We start from the raw sequence: 21968 nt of genomic DNA, 5'->3' as shown, positions 1-21968 counted from the left end.
ATGGATGCCGGGTTAGCCGCCCCCGGCCATGGATGGCCGATGGCGGCGGGCCCACGGAGCAGGGCCGGAGCGAGGGCATGCCGAGCATTAGCGAGGCACCGAACGAAAGGGGCAAGAGCCCTTGGTTACTTGGGGCTCTTCCAAGTGACTCGCCGTAAGGGCGAAACCAATAGCGGCCGTAACCAAAAAAACGGATATGTACACCATCAAAAAATGAGAGCCCCACAGTATCCGTTTACAATGCCCCCACCTCCCGCACCGGCCGCCCCATGGACATCGACCTCGCCCGCACCTTTCTGGAAATCGTCCGCCACGGCAGCCTCGCCGCGGCCGCTGAAAAACTCCACGTCACCCAGACCGCGATCACCGCACGCGTGCAGAAACTCGAAAGCCAACTGGGCAGCACACTGTTCGTGCGCAACCGCGCCGGCGCCCGTCTGACCCCGAACGGCGAGGCATTTGTGGTGTACGCCAATCAACTGGTCGAAACCTGGGACGCCGCGCGACGGGACTTGCCACTGCCTGAGGGTTACCACGACGTATTGCACATCGGTGGCGAAGTCAGCCTGTGCAACCCGCTGATGCTCAGTTGGGCCGGCGAGCTGCGGGAGAAGATTCCCAGCCACGCGCTGCGCATGGAGATCCGCGACGGCGAAAACCTGCTGCGCCAACTGGAACTGGGGGTGTTGGACGCGGCGCTGGTCTACCAACCGGAGTATTGGCCGCGCCTGCAAGTCGAACAGGTGCTGGAGGAAAAACTGGTCCTCGTACGGTTTCCCGGTAAACCCGATCCCTATGTCTACATCGACTGGGGCCCGGATTTCCGCCGCCAGCACGATGCGGCTCTACCGGAAAAAGCCAAGGCCGCCCTGAGCTTCAACCTCGGCCCACTGGGCTTGCAATACATCCTTGAAAACGGCGGCAGTGGCTATTTCCGTACCCGCGTGGTGCAGAGTTATCTGGAAAGCGGCGTACTGGAACAGGTGCCCAAGGCCCCGGAATTCAGCTACCCGACTTATCTGGTCTATTCCCGCGACCGCGACTCGGCAACCCTGCAACGGGCCTTCGACCTGCTGCGTCAAGTCATCCAGTCCGATGAAGACTGGTCGCAACGCTGGAACCCGCTGACCTGAGTCCGCTTTACACCGGATCATGGCGTTTGTGTCCTCAAGCTTCGGTCCGCCTTACACGGCGGGATCGTCTAATCTGCTGGGACAACAATAACCACAGGTGACCGCAGTGAGGCAGACCACCGAGGCTTTTCGCAACCGCTATCGCGCAGACATTCATCCCCTCTACAACCCCTGGTTGCACGGCGCCTTTGTGCTGCTGTTCGGTTTGCTGGCCATCGGGTTGTTCTGGAGCACCGTGCATCAGGTGCAACCGCTGGAATGGCTGGCGGTGCCGCTGACGTTATTGTTCTTCAACTTTGGCGTGTACATGGTGCATCGCCACCTGGGGCATCACAAAAAGAGCTTCGCGCGGATGTTCTATGCCCGTCACGCCGGTGACCATCACAGCTTCTTTGCGCCCGGGCACATGACCTACGACAGCGCCCGTGACTGGCGGGTAATCCTGTTTCCGGCGTGGCTGATCGTGGTGCACACGCTCGTCATTACCCTGCCCGTCTGGTGGCTGCTTGAGCAGTTCGATGCCAACGTCGCCGGGCTTTTCGGTGGCTGCCTGGTCCTTGGTTACCTGACTTATGAAGTGTTTCATGCCTGCGAGCACCTGCCGCCCGAGAACCCGGTCACACGCTTGCCGTGGATCCGCCAGATGCGTCGTCTGCATGAGCTGCATCACCGTCGCGAGTTGATGCAGGAACGCAACTTCAACATCGTTTTTCCGCTGATGGACTACCTGTTCGGCACGCTCTATTGGGAGCCCGAGCCGACCTACCTGACGAGAGCGCCCATGACCAGCATGCAGCATCAGATCAACATTGCCGGCAACCCGATTGAGGTGCTCGCCTACGCCAGCACCGTGACCCGTTGGCCCGAATGGCACCCGTCGTCGCTCAAGGTCGATGGCCCGGGCGGCTCGCTGCATGCCGGGGCGCGGTTCGAGGAAGACATCCGCGCCGGCGGGCGCGAGGGGCATCTGAGCTGGGTGGTCGACGAGTACCTGCCCGGTCGCCGCTGGATCGCGCGGGCTCATGGTGACAACGGACTGTCGCTGGTGGTGACTTACGAATGCACGGCCGAGGGCGATGGCACTCGGTTTGTCCGTACCCTGGACTATCAGTTCAGCGGCCTGGCAATGCGCATCGCCAATCGACTGTTGCTCAAGCGGCGCATTGACCGTGAATCGGCAGCATCGATGCAGGCCTTGCGCGAGATGGCGCACAGACACCTGACCACCGCAGGAGCCAACGCGTGAGTCGAACCGTCAAGTTTCGTCATGTCGTGTTGTTGGTGATCGTGGCCATCGCGGCCTTTCTGCTGCTGATGCCGACCAAGGTGCAACCGGTGGCCTGGACTCCGCCGCCGGCACCGTCCCTCACCAGCGGCCCCTACGCCGACAATCAACGCCTCAAAGGTGTGGAGCGTGTCGGCGCGGCGGATATCGACGGGCCGGAAGCGTTGCTACTGGAAAACAATGCGCTCATTACGGGCCTGCATGACGGCCGTCTGATCCGCACCAGCCTCGACGGCGAAGCCACCAAGGTGCTGGCCGATACCGGCGGCCGACCGCTGGGCCTGGCGCGTCACCCCAATGGTTTGCTGGTGATCGCCGACGGGATCAAGGGCTTGCTGTCGCTGGACGCCCAGGGTCGCTTGATTCCATTGACCATAGAGGCCAACAGTGTGCCCTTCGGCTTCACTGATGACGTGGTCATCGACAAGTCGGGGCACTACGCCTATTTCAGCGATGCTTCCAGCCGCTTCGGCTATGGCAGCGATGGCGACGCGATCATCGAGCATGGCGGCGACGGTCGTTTGCTGCGTTATGACTTCCAGACCGGTAAAACCACGGTCCTGCTGGATAAGCTGGAATTCGCCAACGGCGTGACGCTGGGCCCGGACGATGCCTTTGTGCTGGTGAACGAGACCGGCGCCTATCGCATCAGCCGTTACTGGCTGAGCGGCCCCAAGGCAGGCACCCACGATCTGTTTATCGACAATTTGCCGGGCTTGCCGGACAACCTGGCGTTCAATGGCCGGGACCGTTTCTGGGTGGCGCTGTATGCACCGCGCAACGCCCTGCTCGATGCCACGGCGCCGCATCCCTTCGTGCGCAAGATGATTGTGCGGGCGATGACGGTCCTGCCCAAACCCATAGAGAAACGCGGGTTTGTCCTGGGGCTGGATCTGGAGGGAAAAGTGATCGCCAATCTGCAGGATGGCAGCAGCGGCAACTACTCACCGATCACCACGGTGCGTGAATATGGGGAGTGGTTGTATTTCGGCTCGTTGAAGGCCAGGCACATGGTGCGATTACCGCTCGCCACCGCGTTGTCCCAAGCACCCAATTAACCTGTAGGAGCCGGCTTGCTGCGGGCGGCGCTCCGACGATAGCGGTGTGTCATCGAACGCTATTGGTGGATGACACACCGCTATCGCCAGCAAGCCGGCTCCTACAGGTTCGGTGTCGTTCAAAAGTTAACGGGGATCCATTCGCTATGGAGTTCTGCGTTGTCGGTTTCCTTTCGGGAGCGACACGTCAGGACGGGACCTGAAGCTGTTGGACGATCTTCTCCTTGACCTGAAAGCGCTTCTCCTTGAGCTTCTTCACTGAGTCATCGCTGGACTTGGCCTGCTCTGCCTTCACCACTTCGGCATCCGCCTGCGAATACTTGTTGATCAGTGAATCCAGTAACGGATCCTTGGTGCGTTTTTGCTGGATATCTTCCTTTGAAAGTTTCAAATCCTGATAAAGGTCGTGTGGCACCGGCATGGAACACCTCCGTTTGTTGATCGGTGGCAAACGCGATCGATTGCGTTCACCAACTATCAGAATGGCCTCGGTTGGCGGGTTCTGTCGACCGCCTATCAGACCAGCGGTGTCCGTTCGTCGTCCTGGCGCTACGTATTTAGGGTTCTGGCGAGGAACGGCGCGGTCCGGCTTTTTTTGCTGCTGGCGACTTTCTGCGGCGGGCCCGCCACCACAATCTTGCCGCCCTGATCCCCTGCACCCGGCCCGATGTCGATCACCCAGTCACTTTGGGCCACCACGCGCATTTCATGTTCGACGACGATCACCGTGTGCCCCGCCGTCACCAGCGTGTTCAACTGTTCGAGCAAGCGATCGACATCCCGCGGGTGCAACCCGGTGGTGGGTTCGTCAAGCACGTAAAGCGTTGCCCCGCGCTGGTTGCGTTGCAGTTCGGTGGCCAGTTTGATGCGCTGGGCTTCGCCGCCCGACAACTCGGTCGCCGGTTGGCCGAGCCGCAGGTAACCCAGGCCGATATCGCGCAGCACTTCCAGTGAGCGGCGAATACTCGATTGCTCAGCAAACACCTCGACCGCTTCATCTACCGTCAATTGCAATACCTGCGCAATGCTCAATCCCTGCCAGGTAATCGCCAGCGTCTCGGGGTTGTAACGGGCGCCGTGGCAAGTCGGGCATGGTGCGTAGACGCTCGGCATGAACAGCAATTCGACGCTGACAAAACCCTCGCCTTCGCAGGTCGGGCAGCGACCCTTGGCGACGTTGAAGGAGAACTGACCGGCGTCGTAGCCCTTGGCTTGCGCCTCGGGCGTGGCGGCATAGAGTTTGCGCACGTTGTCGAACAGCCCGGTGTAAGTCGCCAGGTTAGAGCGCGGCGTGCGGCCGATCGGTTTCTGATCGACTTGCACCAGCCGCTTGATCGACTCCAGCCCTGCGCTGACCTGACCGCCACTGACTTGCGGTGCATCGTCCTCAAGGCTCAACTCTTCTGCCTCGCTGTCACTGGCGGCGCGCCCGAGATGCGCGCCCACCAGTTCCAGCAACGCCTGACTGACCAGGCTTGATTTACCGGAACCCGACACGCCGGTCACCGAGGTGAAACAGCCCAGCGGAAACTCGACACTGAGGTTATTCAGGTTGTTGCGAGTGATGCCTTCCAGCCGTAGCCAATCGGCTGGCTTGCGGCTGGCTCGCGGCAGCCTGACCTGATCGGCGAACAGGTAGGCGCGGGTCTGCGAGTGCGTCACGTCGGCCAGGCCCTGCGGTGGACCGCTGTACAGAATCCGGCCGCCATGCTCGCCCGCCGCCGGCCCGACATCGATCAGCCAGTCGGCGCGGCGCATGGTTTCCAGATCATGCTCGACCACAAACAGCGTGTTGCCCGCCGCTTTCAAGCGTTGCAGGGCTTCGAACAGCGCTTCGCCATCCGCCGGGTGCAGACCGGCCGACGGTTCGTCCAGCACGTAAATCACCCCGAACAACTGCGAACCCAATTGCGTCGCCAGACGCAGGCGCTGCAACTCGCCGGACGACAACGTCGGCGTGCTGCGCTCCAGTGCCAGGTAACCGAGCCCCAGGTCCGTCAACGTGCTGACCCGCTCCAGCAAATCCTGGGCGATGCGTTGCGCGGCCAGGCGTTTTTCCACCGACAGGTTCGGTGTGTGGCGCACATCCGGTGCATGGGCGTGACCACTGGCGCCGTGGGCCACTCGCTGCTCACGGGCTTCGCGGGTCTGCTCGTGGGTCAAGACCTCGCCCGCTTCATCGGCCTGGTCGAGGTAACTGTGCGCCGCCACTGGTTTCAATACGTCGGCCACTTGCAGCAACGGCATTTGCGCCAACTCGCCGATGTCATAACCGGCAAAGGTCACCGACAACGCCTCGCGCTTCAGGCGCTTGCCGTCGCACAGCGGGCAAGGGCTGCCGAGCATGAATTGCGAGACGCGCTTCTTCATCAGCGCACTTTGCGAATGGGTGAACGTGTGCAGGATGTAGCGCCGGGCACCGGTGAAGGTGCCCTGGTAACTCGGCTCCATGTTGCGCTTGAGCGCGACTTTGGTTTCTTCGGGTGTGAGCCCGGCATACACCGGAACGGTCGGGGTTTCTTCGGTGAAAAGAATCCAGTCGCGCAGCTTTTTCGGCAGGTCGCGCCAGGGTTTATCGACGTCGTAGCCCATGGTCACGAGGATGTCCCGCAGGTTCTGTCCTTGCCACGCCGTGGGCCAGGAAGCGACCGCGCGCTGGCGAATGGTCAGGCTCGGGTCCGGGACCATCAGCGCTTCGGTGACTTCATAGACCCGGCCCAAACCATGACATTCAGGGCAGGCGCCCTGGGGCGTGTTCGGTGAAAAGTCTTCGGCGTAGAGCATCGGTTGCCCCGGCGGATAGCTGCCGGCGCGCGAATACAGCATGCGGATCAGGCTCGACAACGTGGTCACGCTGCCCACCGAAGACCGCGTGCTCGGCGTGCCCCGTTGTTGTTGCAAGGCGACCGCTGGCGGCAGGCCTTCGATGGAGTCGACATCCGGCACACCGACCTGGTCGATCAGACGCCGCGCATACGGCGCCACGGATTCGAAATAACGGCGTTGCGCTTCGGCGTACAGGGTCGAAAACGCCAGGGATGACTTCCCTGAACCGGAAACGCCGGTGAACACCACCAGCGCATCACGGGGGATATCGACGTCGATGTTCTTGAGGTTGTGCTCACGGGCCCCGCGTACCCTGACCATGCCGGAAGGAGGATTGGAGGTGCGCTTTGAAGTCATCAGGTGGCCTTGATCAAAAAGTTCGAAGGATTAACGCATTGCCAGGAATTTACGCAGATCCAAACTGTAGGAGCCGGCTTGCTGGCGATGGCGATTTCAAGTACGCCATCGCCAGCAAACGGAACGCCGCCCGGCCGCTCCTACAATTGGATCGGGGTTCAGCCGTTGAGGACGGTGCGGACCATTCGGGTCAGCGCCTCGGGACCATAGGGTTTGCTCAGCAAAAAGGTATCGGGGCTGAGCTGGTGATTGCGCGAAATAATGTCACGAGTGTGGCCGGACGTGAACAGTACGGCCACCGGTGGCGTTTGCACTTTGGCCCAGGCGGCAAGGTCCGAGCTTTTGATCAGGCCGGGCATGACCACGTCGGTGAAAATCAGCTGAACCACCACGCCATCGAGCAACATCTGCATGGCGGCATCACCGTTGGCGGCGGTCAGGACCTGATAGCCCTCCTCGCTCAATAATTCCACCGCCGACGCGCGCACCGCTTCATTGTCCTCGACCACCAAAATGGTTTCATGCCCACCGCGTTGCTGCGTGTCATGGGTCGCTGTTTCACTGAGCAACGGGCGCAGGCTGCGTGGAAAATACAACTGCACGCGCGTGCCCTGCCCCTCGACGCTGGACATCTCGATGTGCCCGTCACTCTGTTTGACGAAACCGAACACCATGCTCAACCCCAACCCCGTACCCTGACCATCGGCCTTGGTGGTGAAAAACGGTTCAAACGCTTGCGCGAGCACTTGCGGTGGCATACCAAGGCCGGTATCCGCCACGGCGACGCGCACGTAATCGCCGGGCGAAATACCTTTGCCCGCGCAAAACTTGCGGTCGAGGGTAACGTTCTCGGCGCTCAATTCGATGGTGCCTTCGCCCGCCATGGCGTCACGGGCATTGATCGCGAGATTGAGAATGGCGTTTTCCAGTTGGTTGCGATCGACGTTGATGTGCCAGGACGCTTGAGGCAACCGCACATCGATCTGGATGGTTTCGCCCAACGCCCGTTGCAGCAGCTCGCCCAGGCCTTCGAAGATCTGTCGTGGGTCGCAGACCGCCGGCGACAACGGCTGACGGCGGGCGAAGGCGAGCAATTGCGAAGACAGTTTCGCGCCACGCTCCACCGCCGCAATCGACGCCGAGACTCGACGCTGCACGTTGGCATTGTCCGGTTCATGCCGCGCCAGCAGGTGCAGGTTGCCGGCGATCACTTGCAGCAGGTTATTGAAGTCATGGGCCACGCCCCCCGTGAGACCGCCGATGGCTTCGAGCTTCTGCGACTGACGCAGTTGCTCTTCCGCCGCCAGCCGCGCTTCGACTTCGTCGGCGACGCGCTGCTCCAGGTTTCGGGTGAATTTGAGCAGGGATTCTTCGGCGGTCTTGCGTTCGTGGATGTCGATCAACACGCCGGGAAAGCGGAACGGCTCACCCTGCTCATCGAATTCGCAGCAACCGCTGGCCTGCACCCACAGGTAACTGCCGTCGGGACGCAGGACCCGATATTCGGCGTTGAAAGGCTCACCGGTGGTGATGGATTGATTGACTTGCTCATTGACCCAACTGCGGTCGTCGGGATGAATCCGCGCTTCGGCGAACTCCGTTGGCAGGTTGCCCAGGTCATGCTCGGCCGGGAAGGAAAAGGTCCGGGCAAAGCGTTCATCGCCGGAGAGCCGATTGCCTTTGATGTCCCAGACGAACGAGCCGAGCAAGGCACCGGCGTTCAACGCCAGCCGCACCCGTTCATTGTCGGCGTGGTAGGCGTCTTCGGCCTCCTGGCGCCGGCGTTCGGAAATCACATGCTCCGTGGTTTCGACCACCATCGCCATGACCCCGGCCGGCGTCCCCTCGTCATTCGCCACCGGGCTGTAATAGAGGTCCAGCCAGACGTTTTCGGGGACGCCGTCGCGCAACAGCACCAGCTCTTTGTTGCGATAGGACAACGTGCCGCCCGCCAGGCAAGTGTCGACTACGTGACGATTGAATTCGGCGACTTCCGGCCAGCCCAGCTCCACCGGAGAGCCCAACAGATAAGGATGTCGGCCACCGGCGAACGACGAGTACGCATCGTTATAGATCATGTAGCCGGGGCGGCCCCAGAGCATCACCATCGGCAGCGGCGACGCGAGCAGCAATTGCACCGCGCTGCACAGGCTGGCGGGCCAGGTCTCCAGGCTTCCCAGTTCAGTGCGACGCCAGTCGAACGCACGGATGCGTCCGGCCATTTCACCGTTCCATCCAGCACACCCGTGGCTATCGTCTAGAAACTGCATCGACTGGCTCTGTGTCCTGTTATTGGCGCCCGTTTGTTTCGAGCACTGCGGATGCCAATGGTTTCATAGAGGTTAGCTGATTCTTGCGGGACCTATGGCAACCACAGATCCCTGTGGGAGCGAGCCTGCTCGCGAATGCTATTTGACATTCAACAATGATGTCGGCTGACACGACGCCATCGCCGGCAAGCCGGTCTCGCTCCCACAAGGTGCAACTTCAGATTCAGGTTTTGTGGCTACACCTCAATCAGGTGTTTGAGCGGGTGATATCCCGTCTTCAACGTGGCGGCGACGTCCAGGATCGCCTTCTCGATGCCGTTCAAATGGATGCAGGTCAGTTCGATGGCGGCGCTCTGGTTGCCGGCCTCGATGTACTCGATCAGGCGCAGGTGCTCATCGTCGCGGCAGGCTTCATGGCTGTCGTCGTCCAGCGCGGCGGCGTACAGCGAGGCGCGGGAGATCAGTTTGCGGAACCAGTCCAGCAACACCGGGTTGTTCAGGCTTTGCGCGAGTTTGATGTGGAACTCGCCGAGCAGATGGATCAGCCGTTCATGGTCGCCGTTGCGGTGCGCTTCATCCTCGAGCAACAGGTGATCGCGCAGGTCCCGGGTCACGGCGGTGTCACGACGCCGGCAAAGTTCGGTGACGATGCCGATCTCGATCAGGCGTCGCGTTTCAAACAGCGAACGGATCTCTTCATCGCTGGGCAACGACACCGATGCACCCTTATTGGGCTCGGTCGTCACCAATCCATCCGCCTCCAATTGCTTGAGCGCGGCACGAACCGACGTTCGGCTGACATTAAAAAGTTCGGCCAGCGAAGTCTCCCCAAGCTTCATGCCAGGACGCAACGAACGCTTGCTGATCGCCTCGTAAACCCCTTGGTAGACGCGGTCGACCGTGGTCTCGAGTTTCTTCTCGGTCATTTCAACACTCCTTTAGCGCTAAACAACCGGCCCCAGGCGATGAGCAGCCTTTGAAAAAGGGGGTTGCACGAGCAGATTAATCCGGTTATTTGTAGATTGCATCCAGATATTGCATACAATAATTAGAGGATTGCACCATTATGGGTCAACCAATAGCTATCGAAGTGCGTAACGTCTCCAAGCGGTATTCCGACGATCCGGGGCTGGCTCCAGCCCTCGACAACGTGTCAGTCGACATTGCCGACAACGAATTCTTCACCCTGCTCGGCCCGTCCGGCTGTGGCAAAACCACCCTGTTGCGCACCATCGCCGGTTTCGAACACGTCAGCGATGGCGAGATCCGTCTCGCCGGCGAACCGGTCAACGACCTGCCGCCGTTCAAGCGCCGGGTCAATACCGTCTTCCAGAGCTATGCGCTGTTTCCGCACATGAGCGTCGCGCAGAATATCGCCTTCGGGCTCGAGATGCAGGGCCTTGATCACAAGGTTATTCCTCGGCGTGTCGATGAGATGCTGGCGCTGGTGCAAATGCAACACCTGGCCAGGCGCAAACCCGCCGAGTTGTCCGGTGGCCAGCAACAACGCGTGGCTCTGGCGCGCGCCCTGGCGCCAAAACCGAAAGTGTTGCTGCTCGACGAGCCCCTGTCGGCGCTCGACCTCAAGCTGCGTAAAGAGATGCAGGTCGAACTCAAGCGCGTGCAGAAGGAAGCCGGGATCACCTTCATTTTCGTCACCCACGATCAGGAAGAAGCCCTGACCCTGTCTGACCGCATTGCCGTGATGTCCGCCGGCAAGATCCTGCAGATCGGCACCCCCAACGATATTTACGAACGGCCGCAGCATCAGTTCGTCGCCCAGTTCATCGGCGACATCAATTTCCTGCCCGGTCATCTCAAACGCGGCCAACAGAACGAAAAGCTCTTCGTGCCCAGCGGCATGCCGGTGGAGATCCCCTGCCCGGCCCAGGGTTTCGACGGCAACAACGTGCAACTGGCGTTCCGCCCGGAGCGCTCGCAACTGGTCGACGTTGGGCAGCCTCATCACCTGCGCGGTGTGATCGAAGCGGTGTTGTATGTCGGCACCGCGACGCTTTATCAGTGCCGCTTGAACAACGACATCAAGGTCATGTTGCGCGAGAACAACGAAGGCCTGAACCGTGGCCGGGTGGTCGGTGATCGTGTCGCGGTCAATCTGCCGCCCCACGCCTGCCTGTTGATGGAGGCCTGAGATGAGCGTCAGCAGCACTTCCCCCGCTCTCAACCGCGCGCTGTTGCTCAGCCCGGTGGTTCTGACTTTGCTGGCACTGATCGCAATTCCGCTGGGCATCATGGGCTACATCAGCCTGTTGCCGCGCAACGTCTACGGCGGCGTCGACTGGCAAGCCAACTGGCAATTGCAAAGCTACGTGCAGCTGTTTTTCCAGGAAGGATTCGACGGTGAACTGGAGCTGAACTGGGTCTATGCCCAAGCCTTGTTGCGCTCGGTGTTCCAGGCCGGCGGCACGACGTTGTTGTGTTTCCTGTTCGGCTTCCCGGTGGCGTTGTGGATGTCGAGCCTGACCCCGCGCCAGCGCAACCTCATGGTCTTGCTGATCACCATTCCGTTCTGGACCAACCTGCTGATCCGCAACTACGCGTGGCTGATCATCCTGCGTGAACACGGTTGGGTCGCGCAGAGCCTCAACACGCTGTTCCCGCAGGCGGGCGGCATCACCCTGCTCTACAACGACTTCGCCGTCAGCGTCGGGCTGGTTTATAGCTTCCTGCCGTTCATGATTTTGCCGATCTATTCGACCCTGGAAAAACTCGACTGGCGCCTGGTGGAAGCGGCCTACGACCTGGGCGCCAACCGCTGGCACGCGCTGAAGCGAATCATCCTGCCGCTGTCGATGCCCGGCGTGATTGCCGGCGCGCTGCTGGTGTTCGTGCCGAGCCTCGGCGCCTTCATCACCCCGGCGATTCTCGGCGGCGGCAAGACGCTGATGATCGGCAACCTGATCCAGCAACAGTTCGGCACCGCGCGCAACTGGCCGCTGGGCAGTTCGCTGTCGTTCCTGTTGTTGGGGATTCTGCTGCTGTCGCTGGTGGGTTACGCCCTCTATAGCCGCAGCGCCGCCAAAACTCTACGTCGGGGAGCCACCGCATGATCGCCCTGCACCTGAAAAAACTGCCGCTGACCCGCGAAGTCAGCCTGCTGATCCTCGCGTACCTGTACGTACCGATCTTCGTGCTGATCGCCTACAGCTTCAACGCCAACCGCTCGGCGACGGTGTGGACCGAGTTTTCGTTCGCCTGGTACGGGCGGATTCTGGCCAACCCGTCGATCCAGACCGCAGCGCTGAACTCGATCATCGTCGCCAGCATCGCCACGGTCTGCGCCACGGCCATTGCGCTGCTCGCGGCGCTGGCGACTTACCGGCCGTTCTACGGGCAGAAAATGGTCGAGGGCGGGATCAACCTGCCGCTGATCCTGCCGGAGATCGTCACCGCTGTTGCCACGCTGCTGCTGTTCATGGCGCTGGGGATCAAGCTCGGTTTGTTGACGGTGATTGTCGCGCACATCGGCTTCTGCATTCCCTTCGCGTACCTGCCAATTCGTGCACGGCTCAATGATCTCGACAAAAGCCTGCTGGAGGCGGCGAACGATTTGTATGCCAACCCGTGGCAGGTGTTTCGCCGGGTGACGTTGCCGTTGCTGTGGCCGGCGGTGCTGTCCGGTTCGGTGCTGGCGTTCGTGGTCAGCCTCGACGATTTCATCATGACGTTCTTTGTCGCCGGGCCGGGTTCGACGACCTTGCCGGTGTACATCTTCTCGGCGATCAAGGCCGGCGTGACGCCGGAGATCAACGCGATCTCGACCCTGATGCTGGTGATTTCCATCGTGCTGGTGGTGCTGGCCTTCTGGCTGGGACAGCGCGGCAAAAACCAATAAATCCTGGAGCGCACAAAAACATGAAAATGAAAAACATGTGTTTCGCCGTCACCGGTCTGGCCCTGAGTTGCTTCACGGCGTTCGGCGCACAGGCCGCCGAGCCCAAGGAGTTGTTCTTCTACAACTGGACCGATTACTACCCGGTGGACCTGCTGGCCAAATTCGAAAAGGAGACCGGCATCAAGGTCACCATGGACGGCTACGACAGCAACGAAACCCTGCTCGCCAAATTGCAGGCCGGTGGTGCGGCGTATGACGTGATCGTGCCGTCGCAGTCGATCATGCGCACGCTGATCAATCAGAACCTGCTGCTGGAAATCGACGCATCGGCCCTGCCCAATTTCCAGCACGTCAAACCGGCGTTCCGCGACCCGAGCTTCGACCCTGGCCGCAAGTTCTCGGCACCGTACCTGTGGGGCACCACCGGGTTTTCCTATGACAGCGCACGCGTGCCGGGCGGCAAACTGGACGATTCGTGGAAGGAGTTCTTCGAGCCACGCAAGGAACTGCAAGGCCAGCTCGCCGCACTCGACACCTCCAGCAGCGTGATCAACGCCGCCAGCCACTATCTCAACGTCGACGAATGCAGCGAAAACCCGCAGGACGCCAAGCGCATTCTGGAACTGCTGCAAAAGCAGAAACCGTTCCTGAAGATGTACAGCTCGGACAACACCGTCGACCGCATGGCCTCTGGTGAAGTGATCATGATGCAGAACTGGAACGGCTCCACCGCCCGGGCCACGTTGCAGAAGAGCAGCATCAAGTACGTGTATCCGCGCGAAGGCCTGGCGATGTTCCAGGACAACTTCGCCGTACCGAAAAGCGCCCCGCACCCCGGCAACGCGAAGATCTTCATCGACTGGATGATGAAACCGGAAAACGCCGCCGCCGTGTCCAATGCGATCGCCTACGACAACGGCATTCAGAGCGACAAGCTGATCGACGCCAAATGGCGGGTGATGGACGCGATCAACATGCCCGACGAGTTCGCCTCGCGCCTGCGCCCTGAGAAAGAGTGCAGCAACAAGGCGCGGGAGCTGCAGGACCGGATCTGGTCGAAGCTCAAGGGCTGATTGCTCGGCTTGAGACCGAGTTGCGGCCTTCGCGGGCAAGCCTCGCTCCTACAAGAGCAGCGCAGGACCTGTAGGAGCGAGGCTTGCCCGCGAAGAGGCCCGCCCAAAAACCACAAAACTCGAGGTTTGAAATGAATCACCCCCGCTGGCTGCGCAACGTGCGGCCCTACGGTTCCACCGCTGAAGACCTGCTGATCGAAAACGGCCTGTTCAAACAACGCCGCCCGGCATCGTCCGCGCCACTGACCGCCACCGACATTGACGGCCAGAACCAACTGCTCACCCCGGCCCTGGTGGAAAGCCACGTCCACCTCGACAAAACCCTCTGGGGCCAACCCTGGCGTCCGAACAGCGCCGGGCCGACGCTCAAGGACTACATCGCCAACGAGCGCCGCGTGCTGCGTGAAGTTCAGAGCCCCATCGCCGAACGTGCCGGCGCCCTGCTGGAAAACTGCATCGCCCGTGGTTCGCTGACCATGCGTTGCCACGTCGACATCGACCCGGATTTCGGCCTGCGTCATGTCGAAGCCATGCAACAACTGCGCGAACGCTACCGCGACCTGATCGACCTGCAACTGGTGGTATTCCCGCAAACCGGCCTGATCAGCCGCCCCGGCACCGCCGAGCTGATGCGCGAGGCCATGGCCCTGGGCGTGGAAAACGTCGGGGGCCTCGACCCGTGCGGCATCGACAACGACCCCGTCGCCCAACTGGATTTCGTGTTCAAACTGGCCAGTGAATTCGACCGTGGTGTCGATATTCACCTGCACGACAAGGGTGAACTGGGCCTGTGGCAAATCGCGCTGATCGCCGATTACACCGAGCATTTCGGGCGCCATGGCCGAGTGATGATCAGCCACGCCTATTGCCTCGGGATGTTGCCTTGGAGCCAGGTCAAACCTGTGGCCGAACGCTTGGCGGCGTTGGGCATTTCGTTGATGAGTTCGGCACCGGCCGATTGTGCGGTGCCGCCGTTCCTGGCGTTGCGCGAGGCCGGGGTCAACGTGTGCCTGGGTTCGGACGGCATCCGCGACGCCTGGTCGCCCATGGGCAACGGCGACATGCTGGAACGGGCGATGCTGCTGGCGTTCCGTTTCGACTTGAACAAGGACGAGGAGCTGGCGGCGGCGTTTGCAGCGGCGACGGTGAATGGCGCGCTGGCGTTGGGCTGCGAGGATTATGGCGTGGAGCTCGGTCAACCGGCGGACTTCCTGTTGATGCCGGTGCAGACGCTGGGTGAAGCCGTGGTGGCTCGGCCGCTGCGACAGGTCTATCGGCGCGGCGAGCTGATTGCCGCAGGTGGTCGACTGCTGGAAAGCCGGTTGTGAAGCGCATCGCCCTGAAAAGCAGCTGCGTGGTCGGCTTCGACGGCACGCAGCATGTGCTGTGGCGCGACGGCGAAGTGGTGTTCGAGGGCTCACGCATTGTGTTTGTCGGGCGCGGTTATTCGGGGCCGGTGGATCAGTGGATCGATTACGGCAACGCGCTGATCGGTCCCGGCTTCATCGATCTGGATGCACTCGGCGACCTCGATTCCACGGTGCTGACGCTGGACAACGGCGATGAGCGCGACATGGGGCGGATGTGGTCCGAGGACTATCTGGCGGCTGGCCCGCACGAGAGTTACAGCGCGGATGAAGAGGTTTTCAAATACCGCTACGCCTTCACGCAACTGATCCGCAACGGCATCACCACCGCCATGCCGATCACCTCGATGTATTACCGCGAGTGGGCCGAGACCTACGACGAGTTTGCTGCGGTGGCCGGCGTGGCGGCCGAGCTGGGACTGCGGACTTACCTCGGGCCCTGCTACATGAGTGGCATGAGTTATTGGCGCGCCGATGGCAGCCTCGGGCATCACTGGGATGAAGCGCGGGGCCTGGCCGGGCTCGACGCCGCGGCCCGTTTTTTCCAGGATTTCGACGGTGCACATGACGGTTTGATTCTCGGCGCGCTGCTGCCGGATCGCATCCAGACCTGCACCCCGGCGCTGCTGCAACGCACCGCCGCGCTGAGCCGCGAGCTGAACGCGCCGATGCGCTTGCATTGCTGTCAGGGGCTCGGCGAAGTGGCGATGGTCGAGCAGTTGCGGGGCGTTTCGCCGCTGGCCTGGCTGGAGCAGTTGAACCTGCTGACCCCGCGCAGCCTGCTGCCCCACGGCATTTACACCCAGGGTGATGCAGACCTGCAACGGCTGGTGGATGGCGGCGCGAGCCTGGTGCATTGCCCGGTGGTGTTTGCCCGGGACGGCGAGGCGCTGAACTCGTTCGGACGCTATCGGGCCAAGGGCATCAACTTTGCGCTGGGCACCGACACCTGGCCGGCGGACCTGCTGGAGAACATGCGTCAGGGGTTGAACATCGCTCGCTTGATGGAGGGCGGCGGTTCGCTGACCAGCGCCCTGGATTTTTACAACGCGGCCACACTCGGGGGCGCCAAGGCTTTGGGGCGTGACGACATCGGTCGTCTGGCACCGGGAGCCAAGGCCGACATCACGGTGTTCAACCTTCGCGGTCTGCACCTCGGGCCGCTATTCGACCCCTTGAAAAACCTGGTGCTCGCCGGACGCGATGATGACTGCATCGCCAGCTACATCGACGGCCGCTGCGTGATGCAGGACGGGCAGGTTCAAGGCGTCGACTACCCCGCCCTGCAACGCCAGGCCCAACGACAATTCGAAACACTGATGCGCAGCCACAGCGACCGGGCCTTCGGCCGACCGGACTGGAAAAGCCTGTTCAAACCGGCCATCCCGTTCGCCGATGACTACAGCGCACAAGCGCCGCTGAGTGCGATTGATCCCCTTCCTTAGAGATTTCTGCCCATGCAAAGCTTCGACTTCAGCACCCTCAGTGCGCGGGACAAATACAAGATTCTGATCGGCAGCGTGGTGCCTCGGCCCATCGCGCTGGTCACCACGATTGATGGCGAAGGACGGATCAACGCCGCGCCGTTCAGCTTCTTCAATGCGCTGTCCGCCGACCCGCCGATCCTCGCACTGGGCGTGGAAAACTATGGGGACCAGAGCCCCAAGGACACTACGCGCAATATCCAGCTCAATCAGGAATTCACCGTCAATATCGTCAGTGATGCGCTGGTGGAAGCGATGAATGTCTGCGCCGTGCCTTTCGCTCCCGGGTTCGACGAACTGACTGCCGCCGGACTCACTGCGATTCCCGGCACCACGGTCAAATGCCCGCGGATCGGCGAGGCGCCCGTGGCGCTGGAATGCCGACGGATGATGGCACTGTCCATCGGGCAGTCGCGGGAGATCATCTTCGGCGAAGTGCTGATGGCGCATGTGCGGGATGAACTGATCGACCCGAAAACCCTGTACATCGATCAGCTCGGGCTTGATGCGATCGGGCGGATGGGTGGGCATGGGTATGCGCGTACGCGGGATTATTTCGATCTGCCGACCCGGTCGTTGCAGGCGTGGACGGATGCGCCGGGCGGTGGCGAGCGGTTTTGGCCAGAGGCTAAATAATCAGAAAGTCACCACAACCTGTAGGAGCCGGCTTGCTGGCGATGGCGCCATCATGGCCACCACCGCTTCGCCAGCAAGCCGGCTCCTACAGGTTCGGTGTTGTTCAGAAAATTAACGGCATGATCCTTCAGTGGAAATCCCGGCTGCGTACGTTGATGCCATCCAGTAGCGGACTCAGGTCGCTCAAGCGTCCGGCAATCAAATGCCGCACCTCGCCTTCCTTCTCCCAGCGCCCGTCGACCTTGAGCAACTGCGAGCCGACCAACACCTGCCGTTGCCGGTCGGCCAGATCGCGCCAGACCACCACGTTGACGTTGCCGAACTCGTCTTCGAGGGTGACGAAAGTCACGCCACTGGCGGTGCCCGGACGCTGCCGACCGGTCACCAGCCCGGCGACGCTGACCGGGCGGCCATGCTCGACGTCCAGCAACTCCCGCGAACTGCGACAGCGCCGGGCTTTCAGCTCACCCCGCAACAGGGCCAGTGGATGCGGGCCAAGGGTGGTGCCGAGACTGTTGTAATCCGCCAGCAGGTCTTCGCCCACCGTGGGTTTGGGCAATGCCACCGCGTCCTCTTCCTGGCTCGGCAAACCGGCGAACAAGCCCAATTGCTTCTGCACCCCCGCCACTTCCCAGCGTGCTCGATGACGATCACCGGCCAGCCCACGCAACGCGCCGGCATCGGCCAGTTGCTCCTGCGCACGGGCATCGAGCCGCGCCCGTTCGCCGAGGTCGGCGATGTCGATAAACGCCCCCTTGGACCTCGCGGCTTCGATACGCCGCGCATCGTCTTCGCGAAAGCCCTTGATCATCCGCAGCCCCATGCGAATCGCCGGCTGCGCACCGATGACGGGTTCGAGGCTGCAATCCCAGTCGCTGGCACGCACGTCCACCGGGCGGATCTGCAAATGATGCCGGCGCGCATCCTGCAGAATCTGGTCCGGGCTGTAGAACCCCATGGGCCAGCTGTTGATCAGCGCACAGGCGAAGGCCGCCGGTTCGTGGCATTTCAACCAGCAACTGGCATAGGTCAGCAAGGCAAAACTGGCGGCGTGAGACTCGGGAAATCCGTAGCTGCCGAAGCCTTTGATCTGCTCGAAAATCTGCGCGGCGAATTCGGGTGTGTAGCCGTTTTTCTTCATTCCGGCGGCCAGGCGATCCTTGTGTGGTTCCAGCCCGCCATGGCGCTTCCAGGCGGCCATGGAACGGCGTAATTGATCGGCTTCACCGGGGCTGTAGTCGGCAGCAACGATGGCGATCTGCATCACCTGCTCCTGGAACAGCGGTACGCCGAGCGTGCGCTTGAGTACCGCTTCCAATTCTGGAGACGGGTAAGTCTCGGGCTCCTGTTTGTTCCGCCGTCGCAGGTACGGATGCACCATGCCACCCTGGATCGGCCCCGGCCTGACGATCGCCACTTCGATCACCAGGTCATAAAACTTCCGGGGTTTAAGCCTCGGCAGCATCGACATCTGCGCCCGGGATTCGATCTGGAACACGCCGATGGTGTCCGCATGACCAATCATGTCGTAGGTTTGCGGGTCTTCGGACGGGATCGTCGCCAGGCTTAAATCAAGGTTGCGGTGCCGTCGCAGCAGATCAAAGCAGCGGCGGATGGCGCTGAGCATGCCCAGCGCAAGAATATCGACCTTGAGCAAACCGACCGCGTCCAGATCGTCCTTGTCCCACTGGATGATGGTGCGCTCGGCCATGGCGGCGTTTTCCACCGGCACCAGACTGTCCAGCGGTTGCTCGGAAATGACGAAACCGCCCGGGTGCTGGGACAGGTGCCGGGGGAAACCGATCAGTTGCCCGGTCAGGCTCAGCACCCGGTGCAACACCGGGCTCTCGGGATCGAAACCGCCTTCACGCAGGCGCTCCACCGGTGGTGTTTTATCACTCCAGTGGCCGCAGCAATCGGCCAGGGCATTGATCTGGTCCGGCGGCAAACCCAACGCCTTGGCCACATCGCGTACCGCGCCGGCCGCGTGGTAGGTGCTGACCACCGCAGTCAGCGCCGCACGGGTCCGGCCATAACGCTGAAACACGTACTGCAAGACTTCTTCGCGTCGCTCGTGCTCGAAATCGACGTCGATGTCCGGCGGCTCGTTGCGCTCTTTGGAGAGAAAGCGCTCGAACAACAGCGTGGTGCGATCCGGATCGATTTCCGTGATTCCCAAGGCATAACACACCGCCGAGTTGGCGGCTGAACCACGGCCCTGACAGAGGATTTTTTGCTCACGAGCAAACCGGACGATGTCGTGAACCGTCAGGAAGTAACTTTCGTAGCCCAGTTCGGCAATCAGCTCCAGTTCCTTGTCGATCTGTTTGAGCACCTTGGCTTGCGGGCCTTTCGGCCAGCGCCATGTGATCCCCTCTTCGGTCAAATGACGCAACCAGGACGAGGCCGTCTGGCCTTCGGGCACCAGCTCGCGGGGATACTGATATCGCAACTGGCCAAGATCAAAGGTGCAACGCCGGGCGATGGTCAAGGTTTCATCGAGCAATGCTTGCGGGTAGATCGATTGCAACACGTCGAGGCTGCGCAGGTGCCGTTCGCCATTGGGGTGCAGGCGCAACCCGGCCTCGGCCACCGGCAGGTGATGACGGATTGCAGTCATGGTGTCCTGCAAGGCGCGCCGCCCGCGCGTGTGCATGTGCACATCGCCGCTGGCCACTGCCGGGATTCGCAGCTCCCTTGTCAACGTCATCAACGCACTCAATCGCCCCGTATCGTCCTGGCCGCGATGTAACTGGACCGCCAGCCACAGGCGCTCGGCGAAGGTTTGCTTCAGCCAGTGACCGGTTTGAAAATCATCCGGCGCATCCGGCACCCACAACGCCAACAGCCCCGGCAAAGGCTCGCTGAAATCCTCCCGCAGCACCTGATACTGGCCTTTGTGCGAACGACGCCGCGCCCGGGTAATCAGCCGGCACAGGTTTTGGTAGCCCTCAAGGCTCTCCACCAGCAGCACCAGTTTCGGACCGTTCTCGATGCGCACTTCGCTGCCGATGATCAGCGACAGTTCCACGGACTTGGCCGCTTGCCAAGCGCGGACAATGCCCGCCAGCGTGCATTCGTCGGTGATCGCCAGCGCCTGATAGCCCAGTTTTTTCGCCCGCTGAAAAAGTTCGAGGGCGCTGGAGGCGCCACGCTGGAAACTGAAGTTCGACAGGCAGTGCAGCTCGGCATAATCAATGCTCATGCGAACCACCCCTGCAACCACAACGGGCCGCCCTCACCGACCGTACGATAGGCCCAGCCCTGTTGGCCGGAACGGGTTTCGATCAGGTAGTAGTCGCGGCGCACATCGGCGCCGTCCCACCAACCGGACTCGATGCGCTCCGGGCCCATAAGGATGCGCGTCGAACCTTCGTGTACCGCTTGCGGCTCCGTCAGCAACCAGCCCGGACGCTGCACGCCAGGCATCACCGCGCAGCGCTGGCTCTCGGCACTGGCCTGCCACGCGCACTCCGGCCGGTGATCGGCCTGGAACCGCAAGCCCTGCACCGCGTCATCCCCCAGCCGCGCGCGCAAGCGTTCGCGCAGTTGCTCCCAGGGCAAGGACTGCTGCGGGCGATCATCGAACAGTTCCTGATACTGCGGAACGAAGGCCGGCAAGTCTTCGGCGCGCAAACGAAACCCGCGCACCGGCGCCTCGACCTGAACCTGTTCCAGCCGCCCTCGGGCCAGTTCGAAGAGCATCGCCGGATCGCGCTCGGCGCTGAGCAGGCCGACCTTGATCACGCTGTCCGGCAAGCCGGCATGTTCCAGGTGCAGGTCAAAACGCTGCACACCGCTGTCGCGACCGCACAGGAACGCCGACAGATCGCCGGTCAGCCGGCGTAACGGAAACAGCAGCGCCTGATGGGATTGCACGTCGAAATTGAGTTCGATGCGCACATCGAAGCGGTCCGGCGGCAGGTAGAACGCCAGCGCCAGCCGTCGTTCGCCAGACAGCGCGTCCAGATGCTTGAGCACCTGGGCCTCGAAACGCCGCGCCAGGCTCTGTCGCGGTAACGCCTGCACCTGGCTCAAGGTGCGCAACCCCATACGCGACAATGCCGTGGCCACCGCTGGCTCCAGAGCGATCCGGTCGACAGGCAATTGCCCCAGATGATGCTGCAAGGCTTGAGCGTCCGGCACCACCAGACCGTCATACGCATTGGCCAATACCCGCGCCGCCACCGGGTTGGGCGCGGCAACAATCCGATGACGAAAGCCCAGTTCGCCGAGTTCGGTGCGCAAGCGCGCTTCGAATTGCGGCCAGTCGCCAAACAGTCCCAGGCTGGACTCGATCTCAAACACCACCGCACGCGGGTAATGCACGCTGACCTGGGAGCTGAAGCGGTAGGCCCAGGCCGCGAGAAACTGCTGCCAGTGCTCGATCTCGGCCGCGTCGTATTCCGCCGTGACAAAGTCTTTGCTCAAGGCCTGCGCGGCGGTCATCGACATGCCGGGGCGCAAGCCCAGCGCCCGCGCCGAAGCGTTGACCGCCTGCAACACCCGACGCTGCGCCGGACCGGTCAGCAGCGCCAGCGGCTCATCGGGATCGGGGCGCTGACGCAGTACCGCGTCCAGCGCCAATTGCGGGAAGAGAATGCACACCCAGCGCATGGCAAC

The 21968-nt window shown here is 61.9% G+C and carries 16 protein-coding genes; 10 read left to right on the top strand and 6 right to left on the bottom strand.

All coding sequences use genetic code 11. The annotated features are described in order from the left end of the window. The first annotated feature begins 269 nt into the window (after positions 1-269). The 3 genes from ACM6IO_RS21245 (at position 270) to ACM6IO_RS21235 (ending at position 3476) form a co-directional block, all read left to right on the top strand. Positions 270-1133 carry a LysR family transcriptional regulator gene (locus ACM6IO_RS21245; RefSeq protein ID WP_008031541.1) on the top strand — a complete coding sequence of 288 codons (864 nt, stop codon included), beginning with the start codon at positions 270-272 and terminating at the stop codon, positions 1131-1133. Positions 1134-1239: 106 nt separating this feature from the next. Then, on the top strand, positions 1240-2379 hold the full coding sequence (locus tag ACM6IO_RS21240; protein WP_414912174.1) for an SRPBCC family protein: 1140 nt from the start codon (positions 1240-1242) through the stop codon (positions 2377-2379). After that, positions 2376-3476 (top strand): SMP-30/gluconolactonase/LRE family protein, encoded by a 1101-nt coding sequence (locus ACM6IO_RS21235; protein WP_414912173.1) that lies wholly within the window; start codon positions 2376-2378, stop codon positions 3474-3476. Before ACM6IO_RS21240 ends, ACM6IO_RS21235 begins: the two co-directional genes overlap by 4 nt. A 187-nt stretch (positions 3477-3663) precedes the next feature. Here ACM6IO_RS21235 and ACM6IO_RS21230 read toward each other — a convergent pair whose 3' ends face one another. The 4 genes from ACM6IO_RS21230 to ACM6IO_RS21215 all read right to left on the bottom strand — a co-directional run bounded on the left by ACM6IO_RS21230 (position 3664) and on the right by ACM6IO_RS21215 (position 9855). After that, positions 3664-3897, bottom strand: coding sequence for a hypothetical protein (locus ACM6IO_RS21230; protein ID WP_008031536.1), 234 nt, complete (start codon positions 3895-3897; stop codon positions 3664-3666). A 128-nt stretch (positions 3898-4025) separates the two neighbouring features. Continuing rightward, the gene (locus ACM6IO_RS21225) at positions 4026-6659 is read right to left on the bottom strand and encodes an excinuclease ABC subunit UvrA (RefSeq protein ID WP_192227407.1); all 2634 of its coding nucleotides are present in this window, start codon (positions 6657-6659) and stop codon (positions 4026-4028) included. 158 nt (positions 6660-6817) lie between these two features. Continuing rightward, positions 6818-8881, bottom strand: coding sequence for a PAS domain-containing sensor histidine kinase (locus tag ACM6IO_RS21220; protein WP_226299225.1), 2064 nt, complete (start codon positions 8879-8881; stop codon positions 6818-6820). Between the two features lie 284 nt (positions 8882-9165). After that, positions 9166-9855 (bottom strand): GntR family transcriptional regulator, encoded by a 690-nt coding sequence (locus ACM6IO_RS21215; protein WP_008031530.1) that lies wholly within the window; start codon positions 9853-9855, stop codon positions 9166-9168. 140 nt (positions 9856-9995) lie between these two features. On the opposite strand from ACM6IO_RS21215, the gene ACM6IO_RS21210 reads away from it, so the two are divergent. The 7 genes from ACM6IO_RS21210 to ACM6IO_RS21180 all read left to right on the top strand — a co-directional run bounded on the left by ACM6IO_RS21210 (position 9996) and on the right by ACM6IO_RS21180 (position 17345). Continuing rightward, positions 9996-11081, top strand: a complete 1086-nt coding sequence (locus ACM6IO_RS21210; protein ID WP_008031528.1) for an ABC transporter ATP-binding protein — start codon at positions 9996-9998, stop codon at positions 11079-11081. Between the two features lies 1 nt (position 11082). Continuing rightward, positions 11083-12000 (top strand): ABC transporter permease, encoded by a 918-nt coding sequence (locus ACM6IO_RS21205; protein WP_414912172.1) that lies wholly within the window; start codon positions 11083-11085, stop codon positions 11998-12000. Beyond that, entirely contained in the window at positions 11997-12785 is a 789-nt protein-coding gene (locus tag ACM6IO_RS21200; RefSeq protein ID WP_092269384.1) for an ABC transporter permease, read from the top strand. The genes ACM6IO_RS21205 and ACM6IO_RS21200 overlap by 4 nt, the downstream gene beginning before the upstream one ends. 20 nt (positions 12786-12805) lie before the next feature. Continuing rightward, complete coding sequence (locus tag ACM6IO_RS21195; RefSeq protein ID WP_414912171.1) at positions 12806-13858, top strand: extracellular solute-binding protein; 1053 nt, start codon at positions 12806-12808, stop codon at positions 13856-13858. A gap of 131 nt (positions 13859-13989) precedes the next feature. Then, positions 13990-15186, top strand: a complete 1197-nt coding sequence (locus tag ACM6IO_RS21190; RefSeq protein WP_414912170.1) for an amidohydrolase family protein — start codon at positions 13990-13992, stop codon at positions 15184-15186. Next, entirely contained in the window at positions 15183-16670 is a 1488-nt protein-coding gene (locus ACM6IO_RS21185) for an amidohydrolase family protein (protein WP_414912169.1), read from the top strand. Before ACM6IO_RS21190 ends, ACM6IO_RS21185 begins: the two co-directional genes overlap by 4 nt. Before the next feature lie 12 nt (positions 16671-16682). Next, positions 16683-17345 carry a flavin reductase family protein gene (locus ACM6IO_RS21180; RefSeq protein ID WP_008031517.1) on the top strand — a complete coding sequence of 221 codons (663 nt, stop codon included), beginning with the start codon at positions 16683-16685 and terminating at the stop codon, positions 17343-17345. 127 nt (positions 17346-17472) lie between these two features. Here the strand turns inward: ACM6IO_RS21180 and ACM6IO_RS21175 are convergent, their stop codons facing one another. Further along, positions 17473-20571: an error-prone DNA polymerase gene (locus ACM6IO_RS21175; protein ID WP_414912168.1), complete on the bottom strand. Its 3099-nt coding sequence runs from the start codon at positions 20569-20571 to the stop codon at positions 17473-17475. Beyond that, complete coding sequence (locus ACM6IO_RS21170; protein ID WP_207286605.1) at positions 20547-21962, bottom strand: Y-family DNA polymerase; 1416 nt, start codon at positions 21960-21962, stop codon at positions 20547-20549. The genes ACM6IO_RS21175 and ACM6IO_RS21170 overlap by 25 nt, the downstream gene beginning before the upstream one ends. Positions 21963-21968: the final 6 nt, after the last annotated feature.

This window comes from Pseudomonas sp. IT-P44, assembly GCF_949768225.1.
GTDB lineage: Bacteria > Pseudomonadota > Gammaproteobacteria > Pseudomonadales > Pseudomonadaceae > Aquipseudomonas > Aquipseudomonas migulae.
This window is presented reverse-complemented; position numbering and strand designations above follow the sequence as displayed.